This window comes from Hyalangium sp., assembly GCF_045802625.1.
Classification (GTDB): domain Bacteria; phylum Myxococcota; class Myxococcia; order Myxococcales; family Myxococcaceae; genus Hyalangium.
The window spans coordinates 80,577-105,658 of sequence record NZ_JBJMQP010000095.1; the positions used below are offsets into that span (position 1 = coordinate 80,577).

Consider the following 25,082-nt stretch of genomic DNA (forward strand, 5'->3'; position numbering starts at 1 on the left):
GCTCCCGTCCAGAGCGACCCAGCTCGTCGAGTGGCGACGAACCGGCCGCCTGCACTGCAGAAGACAGACCAACGCCTGAATGAAGGAAAAGCAGGCACTTACACAGCGGCATTCACACCGCCCGAAGCGGTCGGAGTCCAGCAACCGAGACTCCTCCCCCTGCCACGGAGACGGCGACAGAAAACAACAGCCTCACTGGAACTCACTGTTGTGCCCAACTGTTGGCTCCATGGGGGCACTCTCCGTGCTCCGGGCCCCTGCTCCGCCGGGCCCAAACCGCGCTTGTCCGTCCTGCTCACTGTGAGGGCAGCGGCAGGCGCAGGGTGAAGGCTGTGCCCTGCCCCAGCGTGCTCTTCACGGTGATGCGGCCGCCGTGGCTCTCGACGATTCCCTGGACGATGGAGAGCCCCAGCCCCGTGCCCTTCCCCTCCTCCTTGGTGGTGAAGAAGGGATCGAAGATGCGGCTGAGGTTCTTCGGCTCGATGCCCGTGCCCGTGTCGCGCACCTCCGCCACCACCTCCTGGCCCTCTTGCCGCGTGGTGAGCGTCACCTGCCCACCGGGCCTCATGGCGTGGCACGCGTTGGTGATGAGGTTGACGAACACCTGCACCAGGTTGGCGCGCACCGCGGAGATGGGCGGCAGCTCGGCGTACTCGCGGCGCACGCTCACCTTGGCCTGCACCACCACGTGCTCGCAGTAGCCCACCGCCCGGTCCAACAGCGCGTTGAGCTGCACCAGCTCCGGCTTGTCCTTCGCGGGCCGCGCGTAGGACACCAGATCCTTGGTGAAGCGGAGGATGCGCTGGCTGCTCTCCTGGATCTTCCGCAGCTTGTCCACGTCCGCGGGGCTCGCATCCGGGCGCAGCCGCGCGTTCATCAGCAGGGACTCGCTGTAGGCGGCCACCGCCGTCATCGGGTTGTTGATCTCGTGCACCACGCTGGCGGCGAGCTGCCCGATGGAGGCCAGCTTCTCCGCGTGGATGATGCGCTTCTCCAGCTCCTTGATGACGGTGATGTCCTGCCCGATGGCGATGACGCCCTCCACCTCGCCCTGGGGCGTGAGCACCGTGGAGGTGGCCACCGCCACGCGCACCTCGCCGTCGCGCGAGCGCACCCGCATCTCGAAGTTGTTCACCGACTCGCCGCGCATGGCCGCCCCGATGATGGAGCCCACGCGCAGCTGCTCGCTCTCGGGGATGAGCTCGAACACGTCCTTGCCCAGCACCTCCTCCTTCTTGAAGCCGGTGAGCGCGCTGAAGGCCTGGTTGAAGACCACCACCTGCTGGTCCCGGTTGGCCACGAGGATCAGCGCGTTGGCCTTCTCCAGCAGATCCTCCAGGTACTTACGCACGAACGTCAGCTCGTCGATGAGCTTGGCGTTGCGCACCGCCACCGCCACCTGGTTGGCCAGCTGCAGCAGCACCCGCTCGTCATGGGCGATATCGGCGTCGAGCCCCTCCGGGTACTCCATGTTGACGGCGCCAAAGAGCTGGCTGCTGGCCACCAGCGGAGCGCTCACGCCCTGCGTGGTGCCGGTGAAGAGCAGCGGCACCTCGCGGGTCACCACCACACGCCCCTCGGGCAGCGCGGCCACGCTCAGGTGCGTCTTGGTCACCGCGCTCTGCTTGAGGACGAGCGGCTCGTGCGCGCCCTCCTTCAGCCGTCCCTCGGCGTAGAGCGAGGTGAGGCCTCCTGTGCGCGCGTCGACGATGCGGATGCAGAAGGCGCGGCCAGGGAACAGCTCCTTCACCCCGAGCGCCACCGCCGCCACCAGCTCCTCCTCGCCGGTGGCCTCCGCCACGCTGCGGCTCAAATCCAGCAGCACGCCCTCCGTGCGGGCCTGCTCCAGCAAGGCGCGCTCGGCCACCATCAACCGGCCCGGCTCGTGCCGGCCGCGCAGCGCCACCGTGTCTCCTTGCCGCGCCACCGTCACCAGCACGGCGCGGCGGCCCGGCAGCTCCACCTCCACGTCCGTATTCTCACCCTCTGCCGGAGCCAGCGCCGGGGCCTGGTCCAGCGACTGCGCGACGCCCGCCACCAGCGCCTCCGCCGTGGTGCCGTGGGCGCCGCAGAAGCGCACGAAGGCGGGGTTGGCCGCCAGCAGCCTCAGCGCCGCGTCGCACACGGCGAGCGGCTCATCCAACACCTCGAAGAGGGCCTGGAAGGCCTCCGGCGCCGGGCCGCCGGACCTGCGCAGCACGCGGGAGTCACTCTTCATGGGACGTTGCCTTGTCGAGATCGAGGATGCGCTGCGTCCCCATGTAGGCCTTGGTCTCGTAGCGGGTGATCTTCCCGATCTTCCGGACGATCTCCGCCATGCGCTCGGCCTCGCGGTAGATGATGTCCACGGGACGGTAGGCGAAGTCCTCGGGCTTGAGCTTGCGCTTGAGCAGCTCCGCGTAGCCCATCACCGAGGTGAGCGGCTGGTTGAGCTCGTGGGCGGCGGTACCCGCCAGCGCGACGATGACGGCGCTCTTCTCGCTCTCCTCCAGGCGCGTCTCCACGTCGGACAGCTTGCGCTCCAGCTGCATCCTGTCGCGCAGGTCCGTGAAGATGCCCACGGTGGCCACCTCGCGGCCCGCCTCGTAGAGGATGGAGGCCGTCATGTTCACCGGGACGAGCTCGCCCTTCTTGTCGATCAGATCCTGCCGGCACATGGACAGCCGGCCCCGGCCGCCGAAGTCCGGGCTGCGAAGCTGGGCCATGATGCGCTCGGGGATGCCCACCGGGTAGAACTGGCGGATGGTCATCCCCGCCAGGGCATCCTGCGCGGAGTAGCCCAGGACGGACTCGGCGCCCTTGTTGAAGAGGATGACACGGCCCTGCATGTCCGACGCGATGATGGCGTCCACGGACGAGTCGATCAGCCGCTCCAGGAAGTCCTTCGTGTGGCGCAACTCGTCCGCCAGCTTGCGAGGCAGCGTCACGTCCCGGAAGGAGAGGATGGTGGCCGCGCTGCCATCCTTCAGCGGCGCGGCGGACAGCGAGAGCGTCAGGTGCCGGCCGCCCAGGGTCTGCACGTGCACGTCCACGTTGGAGCGGGCCTCGCCGCGCCCGGCGGCGGCCACCATCTCCATCAGCACGCTGTCATCCACCGTCTGGGCGAGCTGCAGCAGGTGGCGCCCTCGGGCCTGGTCGGACGGGGTGTCCAGCGTGGCCTCGCCCGCGGGGTTGAGGCTGAGCACGTGCGCCTGGCTGTCGAGGATGGCCACGCCCTCGCCCACGTTGGCGAAGAAGAGGCGGTAGGTGCGCAGGGCGGCGGCCTGCTCCTCGGCGGCGATGCGCGCGGACTTCTCACGCTCGGTCTGCCCGCGGATGGACTCGAGCACCGAGGCGTTGCGCAGCGCGATGGCCGTGGCGTGCGCCACCGTGGTGAGGAAGTCGATCTCCCGCGCGGCGAACGTCTGCCGCCGGCCCGAGGCGCGCAGCAGCAGCACGCCTCGCACCTGCCCCCGGATGGGCAGCGGCAGCGCGGCGATGGCGTGGATGCCCTGGGCGGCCACCGCGCTCTGCACCCCCTCGAGCAGCGGATGGTTGGGGGCGTTCTCCACCACCACCGGGCGGGCGGTGCGCGCCACCTCGCGGATCTCCGGGTAGCGGGCCAGCTCGATGCGCCGGTCCTTGAGCCCCGGATCATCGCTGGAGGCGACGATGACGCCCTCCTGCGCGTCCGGATCCAGCATCACCAGCGAGGCGCGGGAGATGTCCATCTGGAGCGCCAGGCGCCGCGTCACGTCGTGCAGCAGCGCCTCCACATCCAGGCTCTCGGCGTAGTCGGCCGTCAGCTCCAGCAGCAGCGAGAGATCCTTCTGGAGCTGGGCCTGCTCCTCGCGCTCGCGGTAGCGCTCGGCCAGGCGCTGGAGACGGTAGGCCAGCTCGTGCGGCACGGCGCTGGTGATGACATCCGCTGGCTTGAGCGGCTCCAGCGAGGCGAAGGCATCCTCGCCGGGATCCACCAGGGCCAACAGCAAGGCCCGAGCGGACTCGCCGGTGTCGAGCAGCTTGGCGAGCGCGGGGCCGCTGCCCGCGGCGGTGAGGTCCACCAGGATGATGGCGGCCTTGCTGGGCTCTTGCACCACCCGCAGCCCCACCCGCGTCGCCGCTCGGTCGAGCGGCTCACGGGCGGAGGAGTCCGCGGGCACCAGGGTGACGGCGACGATGGCGGTTTCGGACACGGAGAGGCGGGCTCCCGACAACAGACGCGGAGCCCGAGTCTACACGCGCCCGCGCCTCAGGGGCAGCCCGACTCGCGAGCCCCCAGATCCGGGGCGTCGCCACAGAAGGGCAGCCCCAGCGCGGCCCCTCTGTCCCGCGCTGGGGAGGCAGGCAAGAGGGTGAAGTCCTCGGAGTCTGGATCGGCGAAGGCAGGGGAGCGCTCCAGCGAGTGCCCATCCAGTCCCGTCTTCTGGCGCCACTGGGTGAAGTCCTGATCCACCCCGTCCAGCCGGAAGCGCGCCGCGCCGCCCTCACGGAAGTAGAGGTTGCTGTCCACCACGGCGCCCGAGCGGCCTGCTCCCGCGCGCAGCGCCAGGGTGCAGTTGGCCAGCACGTTGTTGCGCACCTCCAGCCCCTGCGAGGGGCCGGTGTCCCCGTAGCCGAACATGACGGCGCTGCCGGGCATGTTCCACACGGTGTTGTTCTGCAGCTTCACGTCCGAGGAGGTGTCCACGCGGATGCCGACCCCGTCGTTGCCGTCCTTGGCGTAGCCATCCAGGATGAGGTTGCGGCGCAGGATGACATGGGTGGGAGGCGCGCCGACGCGGACGCCGCCGATGTTGATGCCCCGCCCGTTGCCATGAAACACGTTGTCCTCGAGCGTCACATCGCGGGCGGACATGTGCACCACCACGCCCTCGCCCGCGGAGGTGGGCGTGCGGTGGTGGCCCCAGATGGAGTTGTGGCTCAAGGTCACGTGCGTGCACGTCTTGATGTCCGCGCCGTTCTCCTGGTTCTCGTGCAGCTCGTTGTCCTCGACGAGGAGGTTGTCGAAGGGCGTGCCCGGGTTGGTGGCTCCGCCCTCGGGCCCGAGGCACTGCACCCCGTCTCCCGAGTTGTGGTGGATGTCATTGCCGCGCACCACCACGTTGCGTGCCGTCGTCTCCACGCACACGCCGTGGCTGTCGCCCCCACCGGCCTTCTGGAAGTGGTGGATCTGATTGTCCTCGATGAGGACATCGCTGGCGGAGTTGAAGATGTCCACCCCCGCGCCCTCGGTGCCGTTCTTGAGGGTGCAGCCGCGGAGGATGCCGTGGTGCGCGCTCTGGCCGCGCCAGAGCACCGCGAAGGCCCGGTCTCCCGCCACATCCACCGTGAGCCCTTCAACGCGCCAGTACGCCCCCTGCACGTCGATCATCGGCGTGCGGCTACCCGTGCCTCCCTTGAAGACAGGCGTGGCGCCTGGGGCCGCCTTGAGCGTGAGCCGAGCACCCGCCGAGCCGCCGCGCTCCTCGAGCCGCAGCCGCTCCGAGTACGTGCCCGACTGGAGGAAGATTGCCTCGCGGGGCCGGAGTTGGGAGAGCGCCTTGGCCACCGTGCGGTAGGGCCGCTCCTTGGAGCCCTCGGCGGCGTCACTGCCGCCTGGAGAGACCCAGAGGATCCGAGAGAACTCAGGAGGAGGAGGCGGAGGCGGAGGAGGAGGCGGTGGGGCGGGCGGAGTGGGGGCCTCCACGACAGGCGGTGAGGACGGCGCGGCGGGGGATGTGGGCTGCGAAGGTGTCTCGGGCGGGGGAGTGGCCTGCGGTGCGGCATGATCCGCGCTGGTATCGGAGGCCGGAGGCGTGGGGGCCGGGCTGGCAGGGCCGATGGGGCCAGCAGGAGGCAGCGCTCCTCCACCTCGGGATTGTTCCGGGGGGGTGGAGGGATTCGAGACAGGAGCTTGCTCTTTCTGCGTCATCTCGGCCTGCCCACAGGCGAGCAGGGAGAGAGTGACAGCACCACCGAGAGCCACGAGGGCCGACCTGACGTGCATCTAGACTCCATGTGTGGGTCGCGGCGGGACAGGGGGCCGCGAGGACGGCCGCCGGACAAGGAGTGCGCGCGATTCATTCCACCCAGTCCAAGTCGCCGCTGCTCGCCGGGCCGCTGGGGGAGGCGGCAGTTGTTGCGATTCCGCGAGGTTGAGCCTCTGCCACAGAAAGCTTGCTGATGAACCAGTCGCGGCTCTGCAGGAAAACGAATGCGCCTGTCGTAGGCACGTGTGAGCGCGCGGAGCCGCACGCATCCTGCGTTTTTCACCCCGAGTCTTCGTGGAAGAGCGGCGCCTCTTGTCACTACTCGCGCAGGAGGATGCCACCGTCGACCACCATCTCGGCTCCCGTGGTCCACGGCGCTCCCAGCAGGTACAGCACCGCCTCGGCTACGTCCTCGGGCCTCCCCAGGCGGCCGAGCGGCTGGAGCGCTCGCAAGCGCTCAAGCTGGGCCCCCATGCGGGCGGTGCGCTCGGGCTCCGAGGGCATGGGCTCGCCGGGGGCCAGCCGAAGGGTGCGCACCATGTCCGTGTCCACCACCCCAGGCAGCACGGCGTTGGCACGCACACGCCGGGGGGCTCCCGCCAGCGCGAGCGAGCGCATGAGCTGGAGCACTCCCGCCTTGGCCGCGCTGTAGACAGCGCTGGTCTCCAGGGCCCGCACCGCCAGGGTGGACGAGACGAAGACCATGCCCCCGCCGGGCTCCAGCACCTGCAGCGCCTGCTCCCCCAGCCGCAGCGGAGCCACCAGATTCACCTCGAGCTGGGCGCGCAGGGACGCCTCGTCGATGTGGCCTGGAGGCTGGTGCTCGACGATGCCCGCGCAGTGGACGAAGCCCTCGAGTCCCCCCAGCAGAGCGCTCGCCCGCGAGAGCAGCCCCTCTCGCTCGGAGACCGAGGCGATATCACACGGCAGCGCATGGACCCGTCCAGGGAAGGCGGCGACCACGGCCTCGAGCGGCTCGGGCCGGCGGCCCGTGACGACGACACTCCCGCCAGCGCGCAGCACGGCCTCCGCCACGGCTCGGCCAATGCCGGTGCCTCCTCCGGTGATGAGCACCTTGCGCGTGCCAATCGGGCTCACGCATGGCCCTCGGTGCCCAACTGTTGGGCATGCTCGTCCGGCGGATAGTAGGACTGGCCCTGCACGGGAGACAGCCCCTCCGCCGGAGCCTCCGTCTCCACTTCATCCGAGGGCACGAAGCGCGGACGGTCCACACAGAGCACCGTCTGCTCTCCCGCGGTGGGGTTGTCGTACCGGTGCAGGAAGCCGCGCGGCCAGCGGAAGGCCAGGCCTCGCGCCACGGGCTGCCCCTGCAACAACAGCCCCGAGCCCAGCACCAGCTCGCTCTCCTCCATCCGCTGGTGCACGTGCGTGGGGATGGTGCCGCCTGGCTTGATGCGCAGGCGGTAGATGCCGTAGCCCTCACTCTCGTGGATGATGTCCACGCGCCCAAAGGGTTTGTCTTCCACCGCGTAGTGCATCTCGTCCGCCGTGCGGTGCACCTGCAGCGACGGGATGGCACGGCCCCCGAGCGCCTCGGGCTTGGTGATGCGCACGGTGGCCGCTCGCACCTGGGCGCGCGGTGAGTCCTCGGTGGGCGGCGCCAGCACGTAGCGGCAGACCGCCTCCGCCGCGGACTCCAGCAGCTCGAAGCGGCAAGCCTCCATCAGGAAGCGCAGCTCGCCCGTAAGCCGGCCATAGTGGACCGTGTTCGCCAGCCGCCCGCCCACTGCCGCCTCGCGCGTGTTCAGGAAGAGGGCCACGTCCAGTTGCAGCGGCTGGGCCGCCACCCGCTCGCGGCGATAGACGCCCACGATGCAGTCCACCGTGAGCCCTCGCACCTCGATGACATCCAGCGGCCGGCCCTGGGCATCCGTCACCACCGGCAGGTGCAGAGGCTCGGTCATAGCTGCGCGCTCCTTCCCCCATCCACCGCCAGCACCTGGCCCGTCACGTAGGGAGCCTCACGCGCGAGGAACACTACCACCCGGGCGATGTCCTCCACGCTGCCCTCGCGGCCCATGGGGATGCGCTGGAGGATGGCCTCGCGCGCCGCCGTGTCGAAGGACTCGGGGAAGGCCACCGTGCCAGGAGACACCGCGTTGACGCGCACGTGCGGCGCCAGCTCTACCGCCAGCGCCCGAGTGAGCATGAGCAGCGCCGCCTTGCTCGCCGAGTAGTGCGCGTAGTGGCTCACCGCGCGCTCCCCGCCAATGTCCCCCAGGTGCACTACCAGCGGCTGCGCGCCAGCGCGCAGGCTCGGCAGCAACGCCTGGGTGAGGAAGAAGGGCGCGTCCAGGTTCACCGCGAGCATCCTCCGGTACTGCTCGCGAGTAATACTCTCGAATGGCACGCGCTCGTACAGGCCCGCGTTGTGGACGAGCACCTCCAGCGCGGGGTGGTCGGCGCGCACTCGGGCGCCCAGCGCGTCCACCTCTTGGGCATTCGAGAGATCCGCCGAGTAGAGGGAGACCTGACGGCCGAGGCCTCGGAGCTCCTCTGCCAGGGCCTCCAGCGACTGCACCGAGCGGTTCGCGTGGAGTGCCAGGTCATAGCCGGCCCGCCCCAGGGCTCGCGCCACCGCGCTGCCGATGCGGATACCAGCCCCGGTGATGAAAGCGGTTGCCATGCTCTCGAATCACTAGCAGGGCGCCACGCAAAAGGCACTCGGGAGTACCAGAACGACGAACGCCGGGAGCGAGGAGGCTCCCGGCGTCGTCACTTCTTCAACGTGTCAGCCGGTTCCACCCTTCACCGGCCCGCCTCACCTCGAGCCGGGGTGTCCTCAGGCGCGGACCCACACCCACTGCTCCACCGACTCGTAGTGGCCATCCACCCACTGCTGATCGTAGTAGCCCTGCGTGCACTGCGAGGTGCGCCAGCGCGGGCGGTAGCTGCAGGACTCCGGCACCCACACCTGCTGGTAGCCGCCGGGGACCCACTGCTGCACGTACTTGAGCTCGTAGCGGCCCTGCTGGTGGTACGGAGCCGAGGGCTGCGGCGTGCGGCGGTACCAGCGATCGTGGTCGCGGTCGTAGTAACGGCTCTGGGTCTGCCAGTCGCCACCGTGGCCATAGGAGTACGTGGGCCCGTAGACGATGTGGGAACCCTGAGGCTGGACCTGCGCGGTGTTGGTCGGAGAGGCCCAGTGAGCGCCATCCGCGCGAGCCGCAGAGCCGAGGAGCAGCGTGCCGAGAGCCAGGGAGAAGATTCCGGTCTTGAGGTCCATGTTCGAGTTCCTCCGTCGTGTTGCCGTGTTGTCCCTTCTGACGGGGGACCCGGCCGGACATTCAATTCCCAGCAATATCGGGGGTTTTGAGCTCAGCGTGGCACCACTTCGGCACAGGTGAGGCCCTCCGCCGGGGCGCAGTTCTGAGCGATTGACGCGCGACTACCCCTTCACCGGGCCTTGGAGGGCGTGGCAGGCGTCGCGGGCGTCGCGGGCGTCGCGGGCGTGGCAGGCGTGGCAGACGTCGTGGGAGTCTTCGCCGTCGCCGCCAGCCCCTTGTAGATCATCTCGATGTACTGCGGCTCCTTGATGAAGGCGTTGCCCCAGCTCTTGTACTTCTCCGGGAGCCCCTCGGCCTTGATCTGATCGAGCGTCTTGCCCGCATCGCGCTTAGAGCGAATCAGGGCCGTCGTCTCCTTCATCATGGTGTGGGCGCGCTCCATGTCTTCGCGGGTGGCCAGCACCCCGTGGCCCGGGATGATCTTCGCGCCCGCCGGCAGCGTCTGGAGGATCTTCTCCTGGTCCTGGATGTAGCCCTCCACCGTGCCCCCGTTCTCCATGTCGATGAAGGGGAACGAGTCGACCACGAGCAGATCGCCGGTGTGCAGCACGTTGGACTGGGTGAAGTACACCGTGGTGTCTCCGTCCGTGTGGCCGGCCGGATAGTGCGTCAGGCGGATCTCCTCGCCGTTGAAGAAGATGGACATGCTGTTGTCATAGGTGATGACGGGCAGGCCCTCCTTCGGCAGCGGCGCCACGGTGTTGCCGAAGATCTTCTGCTCGGTGGACAGGCGCGTGCGCACGTTGTCGTGCGCCACAATCCGGCCCTCCTTGCCGAAGATGGGGTTGCCGCCCGTATGGTCGAAGTGCCAGTGCGTGTTGAGCACGTACTGGATCTTCCCCTTGTTCAGCTTGCCGATAGCGGCGTGGATCTTCTGGGCCAGCGGAGCGAACTGGTCGTCCACCAGGAGCACTCCCTCCGGGCCCACCGACACGGCGATGTTGCCGCCCTCGCCCATGAGCATGTGGACGTTGCCGGCGACCGCCGTGTCCTTGATCTGCGTCTTCGAGAAGTCCGGCTGCTGGGCGAGCACCAGGCCGGGAACCAGGGACAGCGCTGCGACGAGAGCTTTCATGGGGGCGAGACTCCGGGGTGAAACACCGTGGGGAAGCCGCTGAGCGCGCACAGATAGGAGCCTTGCCCCCCTCCCGCAAGAGAAAAGGCCAGCGCCCTTGCCAGGCACCGGCCTTCCCAGGAGCCACATTCGAGGGCTCCGGCTCGCGCGAGCGCTCCTGTTACCAGGGGCAGTCGACGACGTTCACCGTGAGCGTCGCCGAGGGCGCCGCGTTGCCCGAGCCATCGCTCAACGAGTACTCCACCGTGTACGTGCCCTCGGCCCAGCCATTCACATCGCCCACCCACGTCACCGCCGCCACCTGGTCGCCGTAGCACTCGTCCGTCGCGGAGATGTGCTGGGTGTAGTCAAAGTTGCTGCCGCACTGGTGATTGATGACTTCGCCATCCTTGAGCGTCAGCGTGGGCGCGCGCGTGTCCACGACATTCACCGTGCGGACGGCGCTCGCCGTGTTCCAGCTGGCGTCATACGCCGCATACTGGACGGAGTAGATGCCCACCGCGCTCGCCTGCGGGCCGGGGCCGTACGCGTCATGACCCGAGTTGTACGTCACCACCTCGAGCGGGTTGCCGTCCCCGTCCGTGGCCGTGGCGCCCGGGTCGCTCCACGTATTCACGTTGCACTCCAGCGTCATCTCCGCGTCGCCGTTGAGCGTCACCGTCACCGCGCCATCCAACCGCTGCGCGTTGCGCGCCAGCGAGCCCTGGCCCTCCAACCCCTCACCGCCACAACCCACCAGCGAGAGTCCGAGCGTCGTGATCAGCACCTTCCAGCCATCATTGATGTGCAGGGCCATGTCTCTGCTCCTCGTTGTCGAATGCCAGGGGGGTAGCACCACGTGGACCGGTGGGCCCGAGCGCCGCGCCAAAGCTCACCGGAACAAGCCGCATTGAACGCTTTACGCGCGGAAACTTGGAGGCCCTACCAGGTTACAAAAACTCTGTGTTCTCCAATGGTTGGACCGTCACGTCCGGGACGGAAAACGAGGTAGTGACCCACCCCCGGTGGGTTTTGACTGACACCTGGAGCGTGGGTTGGCGGGTACAGCCCTATCGTGTTTTTCCCGGAATGCCACTACGCTCCGGCCCGCCGATTTTCGCTTTCCCCCTCCATCCCCCGGGAGTCCGTATGCGCCGTACTGCTCTCGCCGTCGCTGCTGCCTTCGTGCTGGGTGCGCTCAGCCATGCCGCCTACGCGGCCAACCCCCCCAAGCTGGATGATGCGCTCGTCCACCTCCGCTATGCGCTCAATGCGCTCAAGCGCGCCGAGGTCGCGGACAAGGCCACCGCCAACCGAGACCAAGCCGTCCAGCTCACCGAGAAGGCCATCGACGAAGTGAACAAGGGCATCCAGGCCAACGCCACGAAGTGATCCGGTGATGCGTGCACGAGGCCCCGCTTCCGAGGGGCCCCGGACGCACTCCGCTCTCGCCCTCTGGGAAAAACCTATTCAAGCAACTGGATCTGTCCGGGGGTCGATAACCCCAACAAGGGGGAGGACTTCCCACCTCCCGCCCCGGCCCCCCCGGGAGCTCCAGTCTTCATGAGGTAACGACCATGTCCGTCAACAGCGTCGGTGGTGGTGGCTCTTCCAACAACCGGGTCGACCGGGAGCGCGACGAGCCCAAGGTTCAGCCCAAGCCGAAGGATCCTCCCAAGGTCGAGAAAGAGGAGGGAGTCCAGGCGCAGCAGTCGACCGCCAAGGCGAAGAACAAGGCGGTGCCCAACGCGGTGAAGCCGGAGTCGGACGGCTTCGAGGCCAAGGGCGACACCTCCACCAAGCGCAACCAGCAGCAGGCGATGCTGGGCTCCACCACGGCGCCCGAGAAGGCCGAGGCCCCCGAGCAGGCCGAGGCGGGTGCGCTGGAGAAGGTGGGGCTGACGGCGGAAGACGTGGTCATGGCCGGCTCGAACGCCGCGCCGCACCTGGAACAGGCCGCGGAGGCGGCGCTGCAGGGCAAGTACGACGAGGCGCTCGGGCACCTGAAGGAGGCGGCGCTCTCCTCGCCGGAGATCGCGGAGAAGGCCGTCCGCGGACTGGCGGAGAACCTGCCGGCGGGCGTGGCGAAGTCGCTGCTCACGGACAAGGCGCTCGTGCACGAGCTGCTGAGCAACGGCGATCTGCACGCCTCCGTCGGCAAGCTGATCCAGAACCCGAAGGACCTGGGCGCCGTGCGCGAGCTGATCGGCAACGACAAGTTCCGTGACGCCACGCTCTCCGCGCTGGGCAAGGACCCGGGGATCCAGGCGCAGCTCGAGAAGATTGGCCTGAGCTCGCAGGATCTCGTCCAGGCGGGCAAGGCGGCTCCGAGCCTGATCGACTCGTTCCAGAAGCTGCAGTCCGGGGACGTGAAGGGCGCGCTGACCGACTTCCAGAAGGCGGTGGAGTCCTCGCCGGATCTGTCCGCGAAGCTGGGCCAGAAGCTGCTGGACAAGGTCCCGGCGCAGATCAAGGACCAGTTCGCCAAGCTGGGCATTACTCCCGAGGCGCTCCAGAAGTCGGGTGCCGCCCTGCCCAAGCTGTACGACGCGGCCGATGCCGCCGTGAAGGGCAACTGGCAGGGGGCCTTCGACAGCCTCAAGCAGGCTGCCGGTGCCGCGCCCGAGGTCGTCCAGCAGGCCATCAAGGGTCTTGCCGGCCAGCTCCCGGAGAAGCTCGGCGCGGTCAAGTCGCTGCTCACCAACGATGCGTTCGTGAAGGAGCTCGTCTCCAACAAGGACCTGCATGATCAGGTCGGCAAGCTCTTCAATGACTCCACGCGCCTGGAGGGCCTGCGCGGCCTGCTGAGCAACGACAAGGCTCGGGACGCGGCGCTCACGGCGCTGGGCAGCGATCCGGGCGTGAAGGCGGCGCTCGACAAGATTGGCCTGGCGCCGCAGGACCTTGTCCAGGCGGGCAAGGCGGCCCCGAAGCTCTGGGACTCGTTCGAGAAGCTGCAGTCGGGCGACGTGAAGGGCGCCCTGACTGACTTCCAGAAGGCGGTGGAGGCTTCGCCGGACCTGTCCGCGAAGCTGGGCCAGAAGTTGCTCGACAAGGTCCCAGCCCAGATCAAGGACCAGTTCGCCAAGCTGGGCATCACTCCCGAGGCCCTGCAGAAGGCTGGCCCCGCGCTGCCCAAGCTCTACGACGCGGCCGATGCCGCCGTGAAGGGCGATTGGAAGGGGGCCTACAGCGCCATCAAGGACGCGGCTGCCTCTGCTCCGGACCTGGCGACGCAGGCCCTCAAGGGTCTGGCCAAGCAGCTGCCCGACAGCCTCGGCGCTGCCAAGTGCCTGCTCACCAACGATGGGTTCCTCAAGGAGCTTGTCTCCAACAAGGAGCTGCAGGGCTCGCTGGAGAAGCTCGTCGGTGGCGACACCTCCGCCATCAAGGAGTTGCTCACCAACGACAAGGCGCGCGATGCGGCCCTCACCGCCATCGGCAATGACCCGGGCATCAAGGCCAACCTCGCCAAGGTCGGCCTGACTCCCGATGACCTCGTGGCGGCGGGTAAGGCCTCCCCGCAGATCATGAGCGCCTTCGAGAAACTGCAGTCGGGCGATGTGAAGGGTGCCCTGACTGACTTCCAGAAGGCGGTGGAGACCTCGCCCGAGCTGGCCTCCAAGCTGGGCCAGAAGTTGCTCGACAAGGTCCCGGCACAGATCAAGGACCAGTTCGCCAAGCTGGGCATCACTCCCGAGGCGCTGCAGAAGGCTGGCCCTGCGCTGCCCAAGCTGTACGACGCGGCTGATGCCGCGGTGAAGGGCGACTGGAAGGGGGCCTACAGCGCCATCAAGGATGCCGCTGCTGCCGCTCCGGAGGTCGCCACCCAGGCCCTCAAGGGTCTGGCCAAGCAGCTGCCGGACCAGCTTGGTGCCGCCAAGTCCCTGCTCACCAACGATGGGTTCCTCAAGGAGCTCGTCTCCAACAAGGAGCTGCAGGGCTCGCTGGAGAAGCTCGTCGGTGGCGACACCTCCGCCATCAAGGAGTTGCTCACCAACGACAAGGCGCGCGATGCGGCTCTTACCGCCATCGGCAACGACCCGGGCATCAAGGCCAACCTCGCCAAGGTCGGCCTGACTCCCGATGACCTCGTGGCGGCGGGCAAGGCCGCTCCGCAGATCATGAGCGCCTTCGAGAAGCTGCAGTCGGGCGATGTGAAGGGTGCCCTGACTGACTTCCAGAAGGCGGTGGAGACCTCGCCCGAGCTGGCCTCCAAGCTGGGCCAGAAGTTGTTGGACAAGGTCCCAGCCCAGATCAAGGACCAGTTCGCCAAGCTGGGCATCACTCCCGAGGCGCTGCAGAAGGCTGGCCCCGCGCTGCCCAAGCTGTACGAGGCCGCCGATGCCGCGGTGAAGGGCGATTGGAAGGGGGCCTACAGCGCCATCAAGGACGCGGCTGCCGCTGCTCCGGAGGTCGCCACTCAGGCCCTCAAGGGTCTGGCCAAGCAGCTCCCGGACAACCTCGGCGCCGTCAAGTCGCTGCTCACCAACGATGGGTTCCTCAAGGAGCTCGTCACCAACAAGGAGCTGCAGGGCTCGATCGAGAAGCTCGTCGGCGGCGACACCAGCGGCATCCGCGAGCTGCTCAACAACGACAAGGCTCGCGACGCGGCCCTCACCGCCATCGGCCAGGACAAGGGCATCCAGGAGAAGCTGGCGAAGATCGGCCTCACGCCCGAGGATCTCGTCGAGGCCGGCAAGGCCGCTCCGAAGCTGATCGAGGCCTTCGAGCAGCTCGCCGCCGGCAACATCAAGGAGGGCTTGCTCAAGGCGCAGGAGGCCGTCGAGGCCGCTCCGGAGCTGGCCGCCACGCTCGGCCAGAAGCTCGTCGACAAGCTGCCCGCCGAGGTCAAGCAGCAGTTCGCCAAGCTCGGCATCTCCGAGGACGCCCTGCGCACCGCCGGCCCGGCGCTGCCGCACCTCTACGACGCCGTGGAGTCCGTCTCCATCGGCGACTGGAAGGGCGCGCTCGACGCCGTGCGCGAGGCCGCCATCGCCGCGCCGGATCTCGCCACCCAGGCGCTCAAGGGGCTGGCCAACCAGCTCCCGGAGAACCTCGGCGCCGTCAAGACGCTGCTCACCAATGACGCGTTCCTCAAGGAGCTCGTCACCGACAAGGATCTCCACGACCAGGTCGGCAAGCTCTTCAACGACTCCACGCGCATGGAGGGCATCCGCGGGCTGCTCGGCAACGACAAGGCCCGGGACGCCGCCATCCACGCCATCGCCAGCGATCCGAGCGTCAAGGCCGGGCTCGATAAGATGGGCCTCACGCCGGACGATCTCATCGAGGCGGGCAAGGCCGCCCCCAACCTCTTCGACGCGATGAAGGCGTTCGGCGAGGGCAACATCGAGGCGGGCGTGGACGCGCTGGGCAAGGCCGCCGACGCCGCGCCCAACTTGTTGGACAAGATCGGCCAGAAGGTCCTCTCCAAGCTGCCCGAGGGCGTGCGCAACTCCATCAACAGCCTGGGGCTGACGCCCTCCGAGCTGGCCCAGTCGGCCAAGGCCCTGCCGGACCTCATCCGCGCGGGCCAGGCCATCGCCGCCAACGATCCGCAGGCGGCGCTGCTCAACCTCAAGAACGCGGCCGGGAAGATCCCGTCCTCGATCGTCGAGAAGGCCATCACCGGCATGGCCTCGAAGCTGCCCAGCACGGGCTTCGCGGGCATGGCGCGCTCGCTCCTCACGGATCCGGCCTTCGTCAAGGAGCTGGTCAACAACAAGGACCTGCACGCCTCCTTCGACAAGATGATGAAGGGCGACTTCGTCACCGGCCTGAAGGAGATGCTCACCAACCCGGCGGTGCGCAATTCGGCCGCCAACGCCCTGGCCTCCAACCCGGAGATCATGATCAAGCTCCAGCCGTTCGGCATCAAGTCGGGTGCGGACATCGCGGCGCTGGGCGCCTCCGTGTTCGACGTGCTGGACGCCGCCAAGAGCCTGGCGAGCGATCCGCCGGACGTGAAGGGCGGGCTGCAGTCGCTGGCCAAGGCGGTGGGCGAGCTCTCGCCGGACCTGCGGGCTCGCATGGTGGGCGCGTTCGCCGACAAGGTCCACCTGCCGGCCTGGGCCAAGGACACCCTGGTCGCCGCCGCGGGCCTGATTGGCAACCAGGAGGTGGGCAAGTCGCTGGGTGAGGCCTTCGACGCGCTCGGGCGCGGAGACGTGGCGGGCTTCGCCGCGGGCATTGCTCACACGGGCCGGACGATTGCCCAGACGGCGCCCGAGGTGGCCAAGGCGTTCCTGGACAGCCTGTCGAAGATCCCGGGCAGCATCGGCAAGCTGTTCGCGGACCGGCAGCTCAACGCGGCGATGGTGGACTCGGGCGCGGCGGGCGCCATGTTCAACGCGTTCGAGAAGATCGCTCACGGGGACATCGGCGGGGCGCTCAAGGAGATCGCCGGGGCGGCGGGGGACTTGCTCACCTCGGGCAAGCACTTCAGCGTGGCGGGGCATGACTTGCCGTTCGGCCAGGAGGGCATCGAGAACTTCACCCGGCTGTTCGGGCGCTTCGTGGATGCGCTCCCGGACAAGCTCAAGGCGAAGATCACCGAGAAGGCCGCGGAGTTCGCCGCCAAGGCGGGCCTGCAGTCCATCCCCATCATCGGCAACGTGGCCAGCGGCATCAGCGCGCTGGGCAGCGCGAAGGACTTGTACGACGCGCTCAAGAAGGACCCGAAGGATCCGTTGGACATCGCCCTGGCGGCCGGTCAGCTCGGCCTGGACGTGGCGGGCGTGGTTCCGGGCCTCAACGAGATCACCGGCCCCCTGAAGATCGTCCTGGGCACCGCCACGGTCATCAAGGGCGCGGCGGATCTCATCGGCGATCTGGGCGAGTTCCAGAAGAGCCTGATGGGCTCGTAGCAGCCGGGTGAAGCGGACCGGGTGGCCTTGCACGGGGCCACCCGGCCCGGCCTGGACGGGTGGACTGGTGCGAGACGAACCTGCTCCACGCTCAACGAGTTGCTGCCCGCGCAGGGAATCCCCAACCCGCAGTTCCACGCGTGGTGGCACGTGCTGGTGTCGTGCGGGTTCTATGCGCTCTTGATTGTCATCGCCCACCACCGGTTGAGGACACTCCAGCAGGTGCCGCACCTGCGCTTCGCCGCCGGAGTGATTCCCGTCGTCCGGATTTCCTCATCCCACGCCCAGGGCCTAACGAAAGGTGTGGAATCACCTCGGAGCTAACCTCCCTCCCCTTCTTCAGCCCAGCTTGCGGATGAAGGCGGCGGCCAGCTCGGCCTTCTTCGCGTCGGACTCGCCCGTGGGCAGCACCAGGATGCGCTCCGCGGGCAGGTACTTGCGCGCCCGGTCCTGCAGCTGCTTGCTGTACTTGGCGAAGTACTCGTCCACGTCCTTCTGGCTCATGCCCCCGGCCAGGCCCTGCTTCTTCTGGGCCTCGAGGCTGGCGAAGTCCAGCACGCAGCCCTCGGCCTGGCCCAGGTAGAGCAGCCAGCTCTCGCTGAACAGGCCGATGCGCGTCTCCTTGCTGGCCACCTTCTCCAGCGCCGCCTTGTAGAAGGGCGCCAGCGCCGCGTTCTCTCCCGGAGGAATGTTGGAGAGCAGCAGCTTCTGCGCCTCCGGGTTCTTGGCGATCTCCTTCGTGATGGGATCGTTGTCCACGTACGTCAGCTTCGCGGACGCACAGGCTTGGGCCACCCACGGGGCGGGCGCTCCCGGCTCGTTGGAGAACACAATGACGAAGCGCTTCATCTCAGAGGCTCCCGGCGAAGGATTGCTCCATCATATCCCTCCGCCCGGGCTCCGCGAGCCCCGTTGCACCGCATTCCAGCGCTTCAGGCGGCTCGCACCGACCGGGCCTCACCCTCCACGGTGAGCAGGCGCATCTCACCTGCCACGCCCTTGAGCGCCACCGTGTCCACCTCCTTCACCGTGAAGGCATCCCCGAGCCTGCGCGCCACCTCCTCGCTGAAGAGCAGCGGCGGCCGAGGCTCGCGGGCCTGGCCCTCGATGCGAGAGGCCACGTTGACGGTGTGGCCGATGACGGTGAACTCCAAGCGGTCCGTACTCCCCAGGTAGCCCGCGACGGCCTCTCCCGCGTGGATGCCGATGCCGGAGTTCAGGTGAAGGCCCCGCTCGGCGAGCCTCGCGTTGTAGGCCTCCAGGCGCCGCCGCATCTCCAGGCTCGCGGAGACGGCCGCGATGGCCGGATCACCCTGGCCCTCGGTGAGCCCGAACACCGCGAGCACCGCGTCTCCGATGAACTTGTCCACCAGGCCCCCGTGGCGCTGGATGGCGCCCACCATCTCCTGGAAGTAGCCGTTGAGCACCTCGATGAGGACCTCGGGCTCCAGGGACTCGGACAGGCGCGTGAAGTCCCGCAAGTCACTGAACAGGACCACCACGTTGCGCCGGCTGCCTCCGAGCACCGCCGTCTTCCCGTGGCGCGCGTACTTCTCGATGAACTCGGTGGCCACCTGGGGCGAGACGAAGCGGCCGAACGCCTCGCGGATCCGCTCGCGGAGCTGGAGCCCGCCCGCCATCTCGTTGATGCCAGCGGCGACCAGGGACAGCTCATCCGGGCGGCTCGTCACGGCGCCAGGTTGGAAGTCCCCGCCGCCCACGCGGCGCACGGCCTCGAGCAGCTGCTCCGAGTCCCTGCGCAGGCTGCGGCCGTAGGCAATGGCCACCGCGAGCGCTCCGCCCGTGAAGCCAGCGGCGAGCACCACCGCCTCGAGCAAGTACCGCAGGTCCCCATGCAGCTCATAAATGAAGCGCTGGAGGGTGAGCATCAGGACCAGCACGGGCACGGAGGTGAAGATGACGTAGCCCTCGATGAGCCTGCGCCCGAGCCGCTCCCGCAGCTGGGCCTCGGGCGAGAGCGTGGGAGTGGGTGGCAGGGCGCGCTCGAAGAGGAGGTACTCCACCTGAGCCAGCAGCCCACCGCCGAGCGCCCAGTAGCCCACGGCGAACTTGAGGTGGCTGGGGGCGGGGAACGCCGGGTAGCGCGTGACGTGGATGACGATGGCGAGCAATCCCGTCAGGGACCACGAGACGACGGACAGCAGCCAGGCGCGCCGAGCGGGAGTGGAGCGCTCCCCCTGCAGAGGGCTGAACCGCAGCAGCAGCTCCCGGAGGACGATGTGGAACAGCGTGAGCACGCCCACGGTGCGGGCCAGCACCGCCGGGGGGAGGCTGCAGATGAAGGTGCAGACGAGCCGCGCGTAGATGAAGGTGAAGACTCCCACCAGTACCGAGCCGCCAATCAGGAGCAAGCGGAGACGAGAAGGAAGGCGGAGGGCAGAGGGAGACGTCATAGGCAGCCTTGGGGCGCGACGGGCTCAATGGGTCGGAAGGGAGTAGGCGACCTGCGTCACAGTGTATTCCATCGCTCCACGAGGGCGCTCCACCTGCACGGACTCCCCCACCTCCTTGCCGAGCAGTGCCTTCGCCAGGGGTGACTCCACGCTCAGCCGGCCCGCCTTCACGTCCGCCTCATCCGGGCCGACGATGCGGTACGTCACCTCGGCGCCCTCCTCGTCCTCCAAGGTGACCCAGGCGCCGAAGAAGACGTGCCCCTCTTGGGAGGACTCGGGCGTGACTACCCGCACCTCCTCCAGCGTGTCCGCGAGCTGCTGGGCCCGCCGCTCGCGCTCCCGCTTGCGCACTCCGGCGTCCAACCCGGGCTGGCCCTCGGCGCTCGCGTCCGGGCCGAGCAGCGAGGCCAGCTCCTCCTGGATCGCCCGGTAGCCTTCCGGAGTGATGTAGCGCTGCTCTCCCTGCCAGCTCCGCGGCCGTGCGGGAGTGAGCCCCTCGTCGCCGCCGCTGTCCTCCTTGGTGAACGCCTTCGACATACCGCCTCCCGGAGCCTGAGGATTCGCGTCTGTGTCCTTCTGGAATCTAAGGCCGCCGGCCGCACGAGAGCTCCAGTAAGGTGCCGCCTCCTGTCACTCCCGAGGGGGTACGCACATGACGCAGACCACGAAGCTGACTGGAACCGATGGCAAGGAACTCCCGGGCTCTCTGAGCGAGGCGCCGGGCGGCAGCGCGAAGGGCGCGGTGCTGCTCATCCACGAGTGGTGGGGCCTCAACGACCATATCCGCGACGTGGCCAACCGGTTGGCTCGCGAGGGCTTCACCGTCTTCTCGGTGGACCTGTACGGCGGCAAGGTGGCCAAGGACGAGGCCACCGCCCAGCAGTACCTGAACTCGATGGACTGGAAGCACGCGGGAGACGTGCTGCGGCGCGCGGCCCAGGCGCTGCGCCAGCGCAAGCCGGGCACGAAGGTGGGCGTGATGGGCTTCTGCATGGGCGGCGCGGTGTCGCTCGCGGCCGCGGCGAATGATCCAGAGCTCGCCGCGTGCGTGCCCTTCTACGGCATCCCCGGCGAGGACAAGGCGGACGTCACGAAGATCCGCGCGCCGGTGCTGGGCCACTACGCGAAGCAGGACGACTGGTGCTCGCCGGACCGGGTGGACGCGCTGGAGAAGAAGCTCAAGGGCGCCAACGTCCCCGTGGAGCTCCACCGCTACGATGCGCAGCACGCCTTCTTCAACGACACGCGGCCCACGGTGCACTCGAAGCCGAATGCCGAGCTGGCGTGGAAGCGCACGGTGGAGTTCCTCCACTCGAAGCTCGGCTGAGCGGCGCGGGCGCTCCGGGCGAGGCCACACCGCCTCGCCCACCGCGCCTCGCGGGGACTCAGGTCCCTGCGTCCCAGGAGCTGGTGCTCGGCGGAGGAACGGGCGGCGTCTCGGGAGAGGTCGTGCTGCTTGGCGCCGTCGAGCCCGTGGAGTTCGTCCCCTCGGACGGCCCGGCCACCGGGGGAGCGGGAGGCTGCGGAGCCGGAGCCTCCACCGGCCGGAGCACCTGGAACTGGTAGCCCTTCACGCCCTTGGGGAGCACCACCTCCACCAGCGGGTTCTCCGCGAGCAGCTCCTGGGACACGGGCACGGCGATGCGGCCCTGGTCATCGCTGGTGGCGGCCAGGCGCGCGCGGTTCGCGCCGGCGATCACCTTGGCGCCTGGGATGGGCTTGCCCGTGGCCGGCTCCACCACGCGCATCATCAAGGTCTGCCCCTCGACGACCGCCTGCTGGGGGGAGCCCTCCGGCTGCACCATGTCCTTGTAGCGCGGGCGCAGCGCACAGGCGGACAGCAGACCGAGGGCAATCAGGACAACGCTCAACGAGGCACGGCGGAGGCTCATGGGCTTTCCATCCAGAGAGTGAGGGGGCCGGTATGGCAGGGCGCGGCAGCATAGTCAGCTCTCCGCGTCACGTCCCTCCCCGCGGCTTATTCCCGGCGTTGGAAGTCGCACGCTCCTCGAACGGCCTCGCCTCCATGCCGCTCGCGAGCCCCTGCCACATCTTCAACAGCACTCACGGAACCACGAAGGGACCGGGCGCCTGGCGCCCTTCTCTCGGAGGCCTGCATGTCTGATACGAGCCTGATTCCTCCCGAAGAGGACAAGACCCCCCGCAGCTACGCCACGGAGCCCGCACGGAACGTGGAATACGCCACGCTACCCGCCGACATCACCCTCAAGCCGGACGTCATCACCCTCAGGCGTCCCTTCTTCATCGGCAGCGTGTTGATCATGGTCCTCACCGGCGTCCTCACCTTCTGGATGCCCTTCTTCAACGGACTGCTCGGAGGCGCCTTCGGCGGCTACCACGCGGGACGGATGAAGCGCGCGCTGGCCGCGGCCGTGGTGAGCTCGGTGATGGTGCCCGCCATCCTCGCCTTCCTCTCCTACTTCAGCGAGCAGCCGAGTCTGCTCTTCCTGATGGGGCTGACCTTCAAGGAGTGGATCATCGCGAACATCCTCGGCACGTTCCTGGGCGCCATTGGGGGAGCCGCCTCGCGCCCGCTCTTCACCGAGCGCGAGCTGTACCGCTACGTTTGACCACCCGCGTTGAATGCAGTGGCATCTCCTCGGCCTGGGGGCTACTTAAGCCCCGGCGGTTTCCCTCTCCTCTCACACCGGTCTGATGTCCTCCAGGGTCCAAGCACTTCAAGAAGAACACTCCCGGCTCCGGGCGCTGCTGAAGAACTGTGAGAGCGCCAGCCCTCGAGACTTCGCCGCCTCGCTTCGCCGCCTGGAGGAGGTCTTCGTCCCCCACCGCCAGGCCAAGCTGGCGCTCTATGAAGACTCCGTCCGCGTCTATAAGGAGGCGGGCGATAAGATGAACGTGTCGGTCCTGAGCATCTTCCGGACCAACATGAACGTGACGACCCAGGCCATCCTCGGCTTCTTGCGCTCGCCGGACCCCGAGCCCGAGCGCTTCCGGCAGCGCTTCCAGACCGTGGCGTCGACGCTGCGCTCGATGATGGACACCGAGGAGAAGGTCATCTTCCCGCTCTGCACACGCCAGGGCCTGTCCTTGGGGAGCCCCGCATGAGTGACACGCTTCCCACGAACCTGTCTTCCCTGGATGACCGCGCGCGGCTGAACACCTTCGATGGGAGGCTGTTGGACCGGACACCGGATCCAGAGCTCGAGCGGCTGGTGGGCCGAGCGGCGGAGGTGAGCGGCTTCCCCATCGCGCTGGTGAGCCTGGTGACGGAGCAGATCCAGTTCTTCCGGGCCCAGGTGGGGCTGCCGCCGGACCTGGAGGCCTCGCGCGCCACGGACCGCTGCACCTCGTTCTGCCAGTTCGTGGTGGCGGGAGATGAGGCGCTGCGCATCGAAGATGCCACCCGGGAGCCGGCCCTGCCCACGGATCTGGTGGAGCGCTACGGCATCCGCGCGTACGTGGGCTTCCCGCTGCGCGTGGCGGGCAAGACGGTGGGCTCCTTCTGTGTCATCGACGTGAAGCCGAGGCGGCTGGAGCCGGCGCAGCTCGAGGAGCTGTCTCAACTGGCCCAGGCCGCGAGCGCCCGTCTGGAGTCGCTCGCCGGCAGGTGGGCGCCGCCCCAGGAGGCGCAGGGGGAGAAGTCCCACCGCGCGTGGATGAAGGTGGCGGAGTCCCAGTCCCTCACGAGCCTGAGCGAGCAGTTCGCCTCGGGCCGGCTCAGCCTCGAGGAGTTCCAGCGAGGGCTGGGCGCGCTGGCCACGCTCGCCGGAGCCCTGGAGCCCCCGCGCTGAGTTGCGGCACGGCTACTCGAAGCGGAAGTACGCGTCGAAGTCCGGTGTCCCCTTGCGGCGCTTGCCGCCGAGCGCCACCTGCGGCGGGTAGTTGGCCAGCACGGTGGAGGTGTCCGGCTCCTCGCGGGAGCCCAGCGGCACGGGCAGGTGCTCGCGCACGCCCGGCAGCCCGGCGATCTCTCCCAGGAAGCGCGGCAGGGTGCGCGGGTCCTCGTGCTGGCCCGCGGTGAAGTCGAGCGCCTGCGCCTCGCCGAGCGCGTCGATCAGCTCGTCCCGCTCGGCGCCCTCCATCCGGTAGGCCTTGAAGATGCGCAGCAGCGACAGCCCCACCGCGAACGCGGTGAGCGTCAGGTGCACGGGGTTGGTGCCCAGCTGATCATCCCCGTACGCCCGCCAGACGAAGCCGCTGGCGCTCTGCACCCAGAGGCCCTGGACGTTCTCCTCGTCATGCATCTTGCGTGTGGGCAGCGCGCCGCTCAGGCCCACCAGCGCATCCCGGGGCACGCGCAGGTGGCCGGAGGCGAAGGCATCGGTGAGGAAGTGGTCGGCGAAGGCGTTGCGCACCAGGGCCGCGTCCAAATCCCGATCGAGCGCCAGCTTCAGCGCCTCCGCGTGGTGCTGGGAGTACCGTGCCCAACATTTGGGCGCGAAGTGGTCCTGGTTCTCGTTGGCGAGCATCGCGTAGTCAAACCAGCCGCGGTGCGTGTTGAGCAGGAAGGTGCCCTCGTCCTGGGGGGTGACGCCGCGAATGGCCTCGGCCACGGCGGGAGTCAGCTCCGCGGCCAGCTCCTCCGGCGTGGCGTAGTAGTCGCCCGCGAGCGCCACCACCTCGCCATAGGTGAGGGTGAGTCCCGGGCGGACCTCCAGCTCCGTGAGGGGGCGGTAGCGGGCCATCAGGTCCTCGAGCCGGCTCTGGAAGGGCTCGCGCCAGGAGGGATCCGCGCTGGCCACGGAGAGGGAGGCGCGCTCCAGCACGGCCTCGTGCACGGGGTTCGGGCTGGCCACACGCAGCAGCACATGGGTCTGCGCGGCGGTGGCGGCCTTGGGGAAGACGCTCTCGCCCGCGAGCATGCGCGCGAGCTGCTCGGCGCTGGCGCGGTGCTCGGAGGTGCCGAAGTAGTCCGGCCGCACCGTGGCCACCGGCCGCTTCGCCGTCTCCTTGCGCATGGCGGCCAGCCGCTGGCGCTCCTTGTCTCCGGACGGCGGCGGTCCCACGCTCAGGGTGGTCGACTGCGGGGCGTTCGGCGGCAGCCCCGGAGCGGTGGGCTCCGAGGCCATCACGGCGCGGAAGGCCTGGCGCGCCACCAGGGCGTTCATCGCGGAGGCCTCCGCCGAGCGCACCTGCGAGGGAGGAGACATCTCGGACGTGCGGTTGCCGAACGCCAGGGGCGCGCCCGAGGGAGAGGCGGCCAGGGGAGGAGGCGGCACCTCCCGCGGTGCTTCGGCGCGAGCCTTCGAAGCCTTCGGAGCCTTCTGTGCCGGCCGGGCCGTCTTCTTCTTCGCGGCGCCACGGGACTTGCTCGCGGAAGAAGGGCCCCGGCCCGTGCCTCGGGGTTTGCGTGCGCTCATAGGAGTCCTCCGTCGAGACCTTGCAGGCGCACCCCGAGCCGGATTCCTGCCAGCAGGTGCGCGGGGCGCCCTGGAACCACGTACGCCACCTGGAGCGTGCTGCCCACGCGAGGGGCCCCCCGGCGCGTGGGCGAGAGGTTCTCC

General features: G+C 68.9%; 20 protein-coding genes. 6 read left to right on the forward strand and 14 right to left on the reverse strand.

What is annotated here, in order from left to right; all coding sequences use genetic code 11:
* Positions 1-295: 295 nt before the first annotated feature.
* From ACJ8AT_RS17545 to ACJ8AT_RS17585, 9 genes are all read right to left on the reverse strand, one after another.
* Positions 296-2,218, reverse strand: a complete 1,923-nt coding sequence (locus ACJ8AT_RS17545) for an ATP-binding protein (protein ID WP_407738900.1) — start codon at positions 2,216-2,218, stop codon at positions 296-298.
* Positions 2,208-4,142 carry a PAS domain S-box protein gene (locus ACJ8AT_RS17550; RefSeq protein WP_407738920.1) on the reverse strand — a complete coding sequence of 645 codons (1,935 nt, stop codon included), beginning with the start codon at positions 4,140-4,142 and terminating at the stop codon, positions 2,208-2,210. Before ACJ8AT_RS17550 ends, ACJ8AT_RS17545 begins: the two co-directional genes overlap by 11 nt.
* Before the next feature lie 89 nt (positions 4,143-4,231).
* Positions 4,232-5,668 (reverse strand): right-handed parallel beta-helix repeat-containing protein, encoded by a 1,437-nt coding sequence (locus tag ACJ8AT_RS17555; protein ID WP_407738901.1) that lies wholly within the window; start codon positions 5,666-5,668, stop codon positions 4,232-4,234.
* Positions 5,669-6,269: 601 nt separating this feature from the next.
* Positions 6,270-7,049, reverse strand: coding sequence for an SDR family NAD(P)-dependent oxidoreductase (locus tag ACJ8AT_RS17560; protein WP_407738902.1), 780 nt, complete (start codon positions 7,047-7,049; stop codon positions 6,270-6,272).
* Positions 7,046-7,876 (reverse strand): dihydroneopterin aldolase, encoded by an 831-nt coding sequence (locus ACJ8AT_RS17565; protein WP_407738903.1) that lies wholly within the window; start codon positions 7,874-7,876, stop codon positions 7,046-7,048. The genes ACJ8AT_RS17560 and ACJ8AT_RS17565 overlap by 4 nt, the downstream gene beginning before the upstream one ends.
* Positions 7,873-8,598, reverse strand: coding sequence for an SDR family NAD(P)-dependent oxidoreductase (locus ACJ8AT_RS17570; protein ID WP_407738904.1), 726 nt, complete (start codon positions 8,596-8,598; stop codon positions 7,873-7,875). Before ACJ8AT_RS17570 ends, ACJ8AT_RS17565 begins: the two co-directional genes overlap by 4 nt.
* A 156-nt stretch (positions 8,599-8,754) precedes the next feature.
* Complete coding sequence (locus ACJ8AT_RS17575) at positions 8,755-9,198, reverse strand: hypothetical protein (protein ID WP_407738905.1); 444 nt, start codon at positions 9,196-9,198, stop codon at positions 8,755-8,757.
* 170 nt (positions 9,199-9,368) lie between these two features.
* Positions 9,369-10,334: an MBL fold metallo-hydrolase gene (locus ACJ8AT_RS17580; protein WP_407738906.1), complete on the reverse strand. Its 966-nt coding sequence runs from the start codon at positions 10,332-10,334 to the stop codon at positions 9,369-9,371.
* Between the two features lie 160 nt (positions 10,335-10,494).
* Complete coding sequence (locus ACJ8AT_RS17585) at positions 10,495-11,130, reverse strand: immunoglobulin-like domain-containing protein (RefSeq protein WP_407738907.1); 636 nt, start codon at positions 11,128-11,130, stop codon at positions 10,495-10,497.
* A gap of 332 nt (positions 11,131-11,462) precedes the next feature.
* On the opposite strand from ACJ8AT_RS17585, the gene ACJ8AT_RS17590 reads away from it, so the two are divergent.
* Positions 11,463-11,705, forward strand: a complete 243-nt coding sequence (locus ACJ8AT_RS17590; RefSeq protein ID WP_407738908.1) for a hypothetical protein — start codon at positions 11,463-11,465, stop codon at positions 11,703-11,705.
* Positions 11,706-11,890: 185 nt separating this feature from the next.
* Positions 11,891-17,182 (forward strand): hypothetical protein, encoded by a 5,292-nt coding sequence (locus ACJ8AT_RS17595; protein WP_407738909.1) that lies wholly within the window; start codon positions 11,891-11,893, stop codon positions 17,180-17,182.
* 339 nt (positions 17,183-17,521) lie between these two features.
* Here ACJ8AT_RS17595 and ACJ8AT_RS17600 read toward each other — a convergent pair whose 3' ends face one another.
* The 3 genes from ACJ8AT_RS17600 to ACJ8AT_RS17610 all read right to left on the reverse strand — a co-directional run bounded on the left by ACJ8AT_RS17600 (position 17,522) and on the right by ACJ8AT_RS17610 (position 20,133).
* Complete coding sequence (locus ACJ8AT_RS17600) at positions 17,522-18,031, reverse strand: hypothetical protein (RefSeq protein WP_407738910.1); 510 nt, start codon at positions 18,029-18,031, stop codon at positions 17,522-17,524.
* 83 nt (positions 18,032-18,114) lie between these two features.
* Positions 18,115-19,554, reverse strand: coding sequence for an adenylate/guanylate cyclase domain-containing protein (locus ACJ8AT_RS17605; protein ID WP_407738911.1), 1,440 nt, complete (start codon positions 19,552-19,554; stop codon positions 18,115-18,117).
* 66 nt (positions 19,555-19,620) lie between these two features.
* Entirely contained in the window at positions 19,621-20,133 is a 513-nt protein-coding gene (locus ACJ8AT_RS17610) for a GreA/GreB family elongation factor (protein WP_407738912.1), read from the reverse strand.
* A gap of 115 nt (positions 20,134-20,248) precedes the next feature.
* Between ACJ8AT_RS17610 and ACJ8AT_RS17615 the strand changes: the two genes are divergently transcribed.
* Complete coding sequence (locus ACJ8AT_RS17615; RefSeq protein WP_407738913.1) at positions 20,249-20,923, forward strand: dienelactone hydrolase family protein; 675 nt, start codon at positions 20,249-20,251, stop codon at positions 20,921-20,923.
* A gap of 58 nt (positions 20,924-20,981) precedes the next feature.
* Here ACJ8AT_RS17615 and ACJ8AT_RS17620 read toward each other — a convergent pair whose 3' ends face one another.
* Entirely contained in the window at positions 20,982-21,488 is a 507-nt protein-coding gene (locus ACJ8AT_RS17620) for a hypothetical protein (protein ID WP_407738914.1), read from the reverse strand.
* A gap of 225 nt (positions 21,489-21,713) precedes the next feature.
* On the opposite strand from ACJ8AT_RS17620, the gene ACJ8AT_RS17625 reads away from it, so the two are divergent.
* The 3 genes from ACJ8AT_RS17625 (at position 21,714) to ACJ8AT_RS17635 (ending at position 23,369) form a co-directional block, all read left to right on the forward strand.
* Entirely contained in the window at positions 21,714-22,187 is a 474-nt protein-coding gene (locus tag ACJ8AT_RS17625; RefSeq protein WP_407738915.1) for a hypothetical protein, read from the forward strand.
* 85 nt (positions 22,188-22,272) lie between these two features.
* Positions 22,273-22,683 (forward strand): hemerythrin domain-containing protein, encoded by a 411-nt coding sequence (locus tag ACJ8AT_RS17630; RefSeq protein ID WP_407738916.1) that lies wholly within the window; start codon positions 22,273-22,275, stop codon positions 22,681-22,683.
* Entirely contained in the window at positions 22,680-23,369 is a 690-nt protein-coding gene (locus ACJ8AT_RS17635) for a GAF domain-containing protein (RefSeq protein ID WP_407738917.1), read from the forward strand. Before ACJ8AT_RS17630 ends, ACJ8AT_RS17635 begins: the two co-directional genes overlap by 4 nt.
* 12 nt (positions 23,370-23,381) lie before the next feature.
* Here the strand turns inward: ACJ8AT_RS17635 and ACJ8AT_RS17640 are convergent, their stop codons facing one another.
* Positions 23,382-24,938, reverse strand: a complete 1,557-nt coding sequence (locus ACJ8AT_RS17640) for a hypothetical protein (protein ID WP_407738918.1) — start codon at positions 24,936-24,938, stop codon at positions 23,382-23,384.
* Positions 24,939-25,082 lie beyond the last annotated feature (144 nt).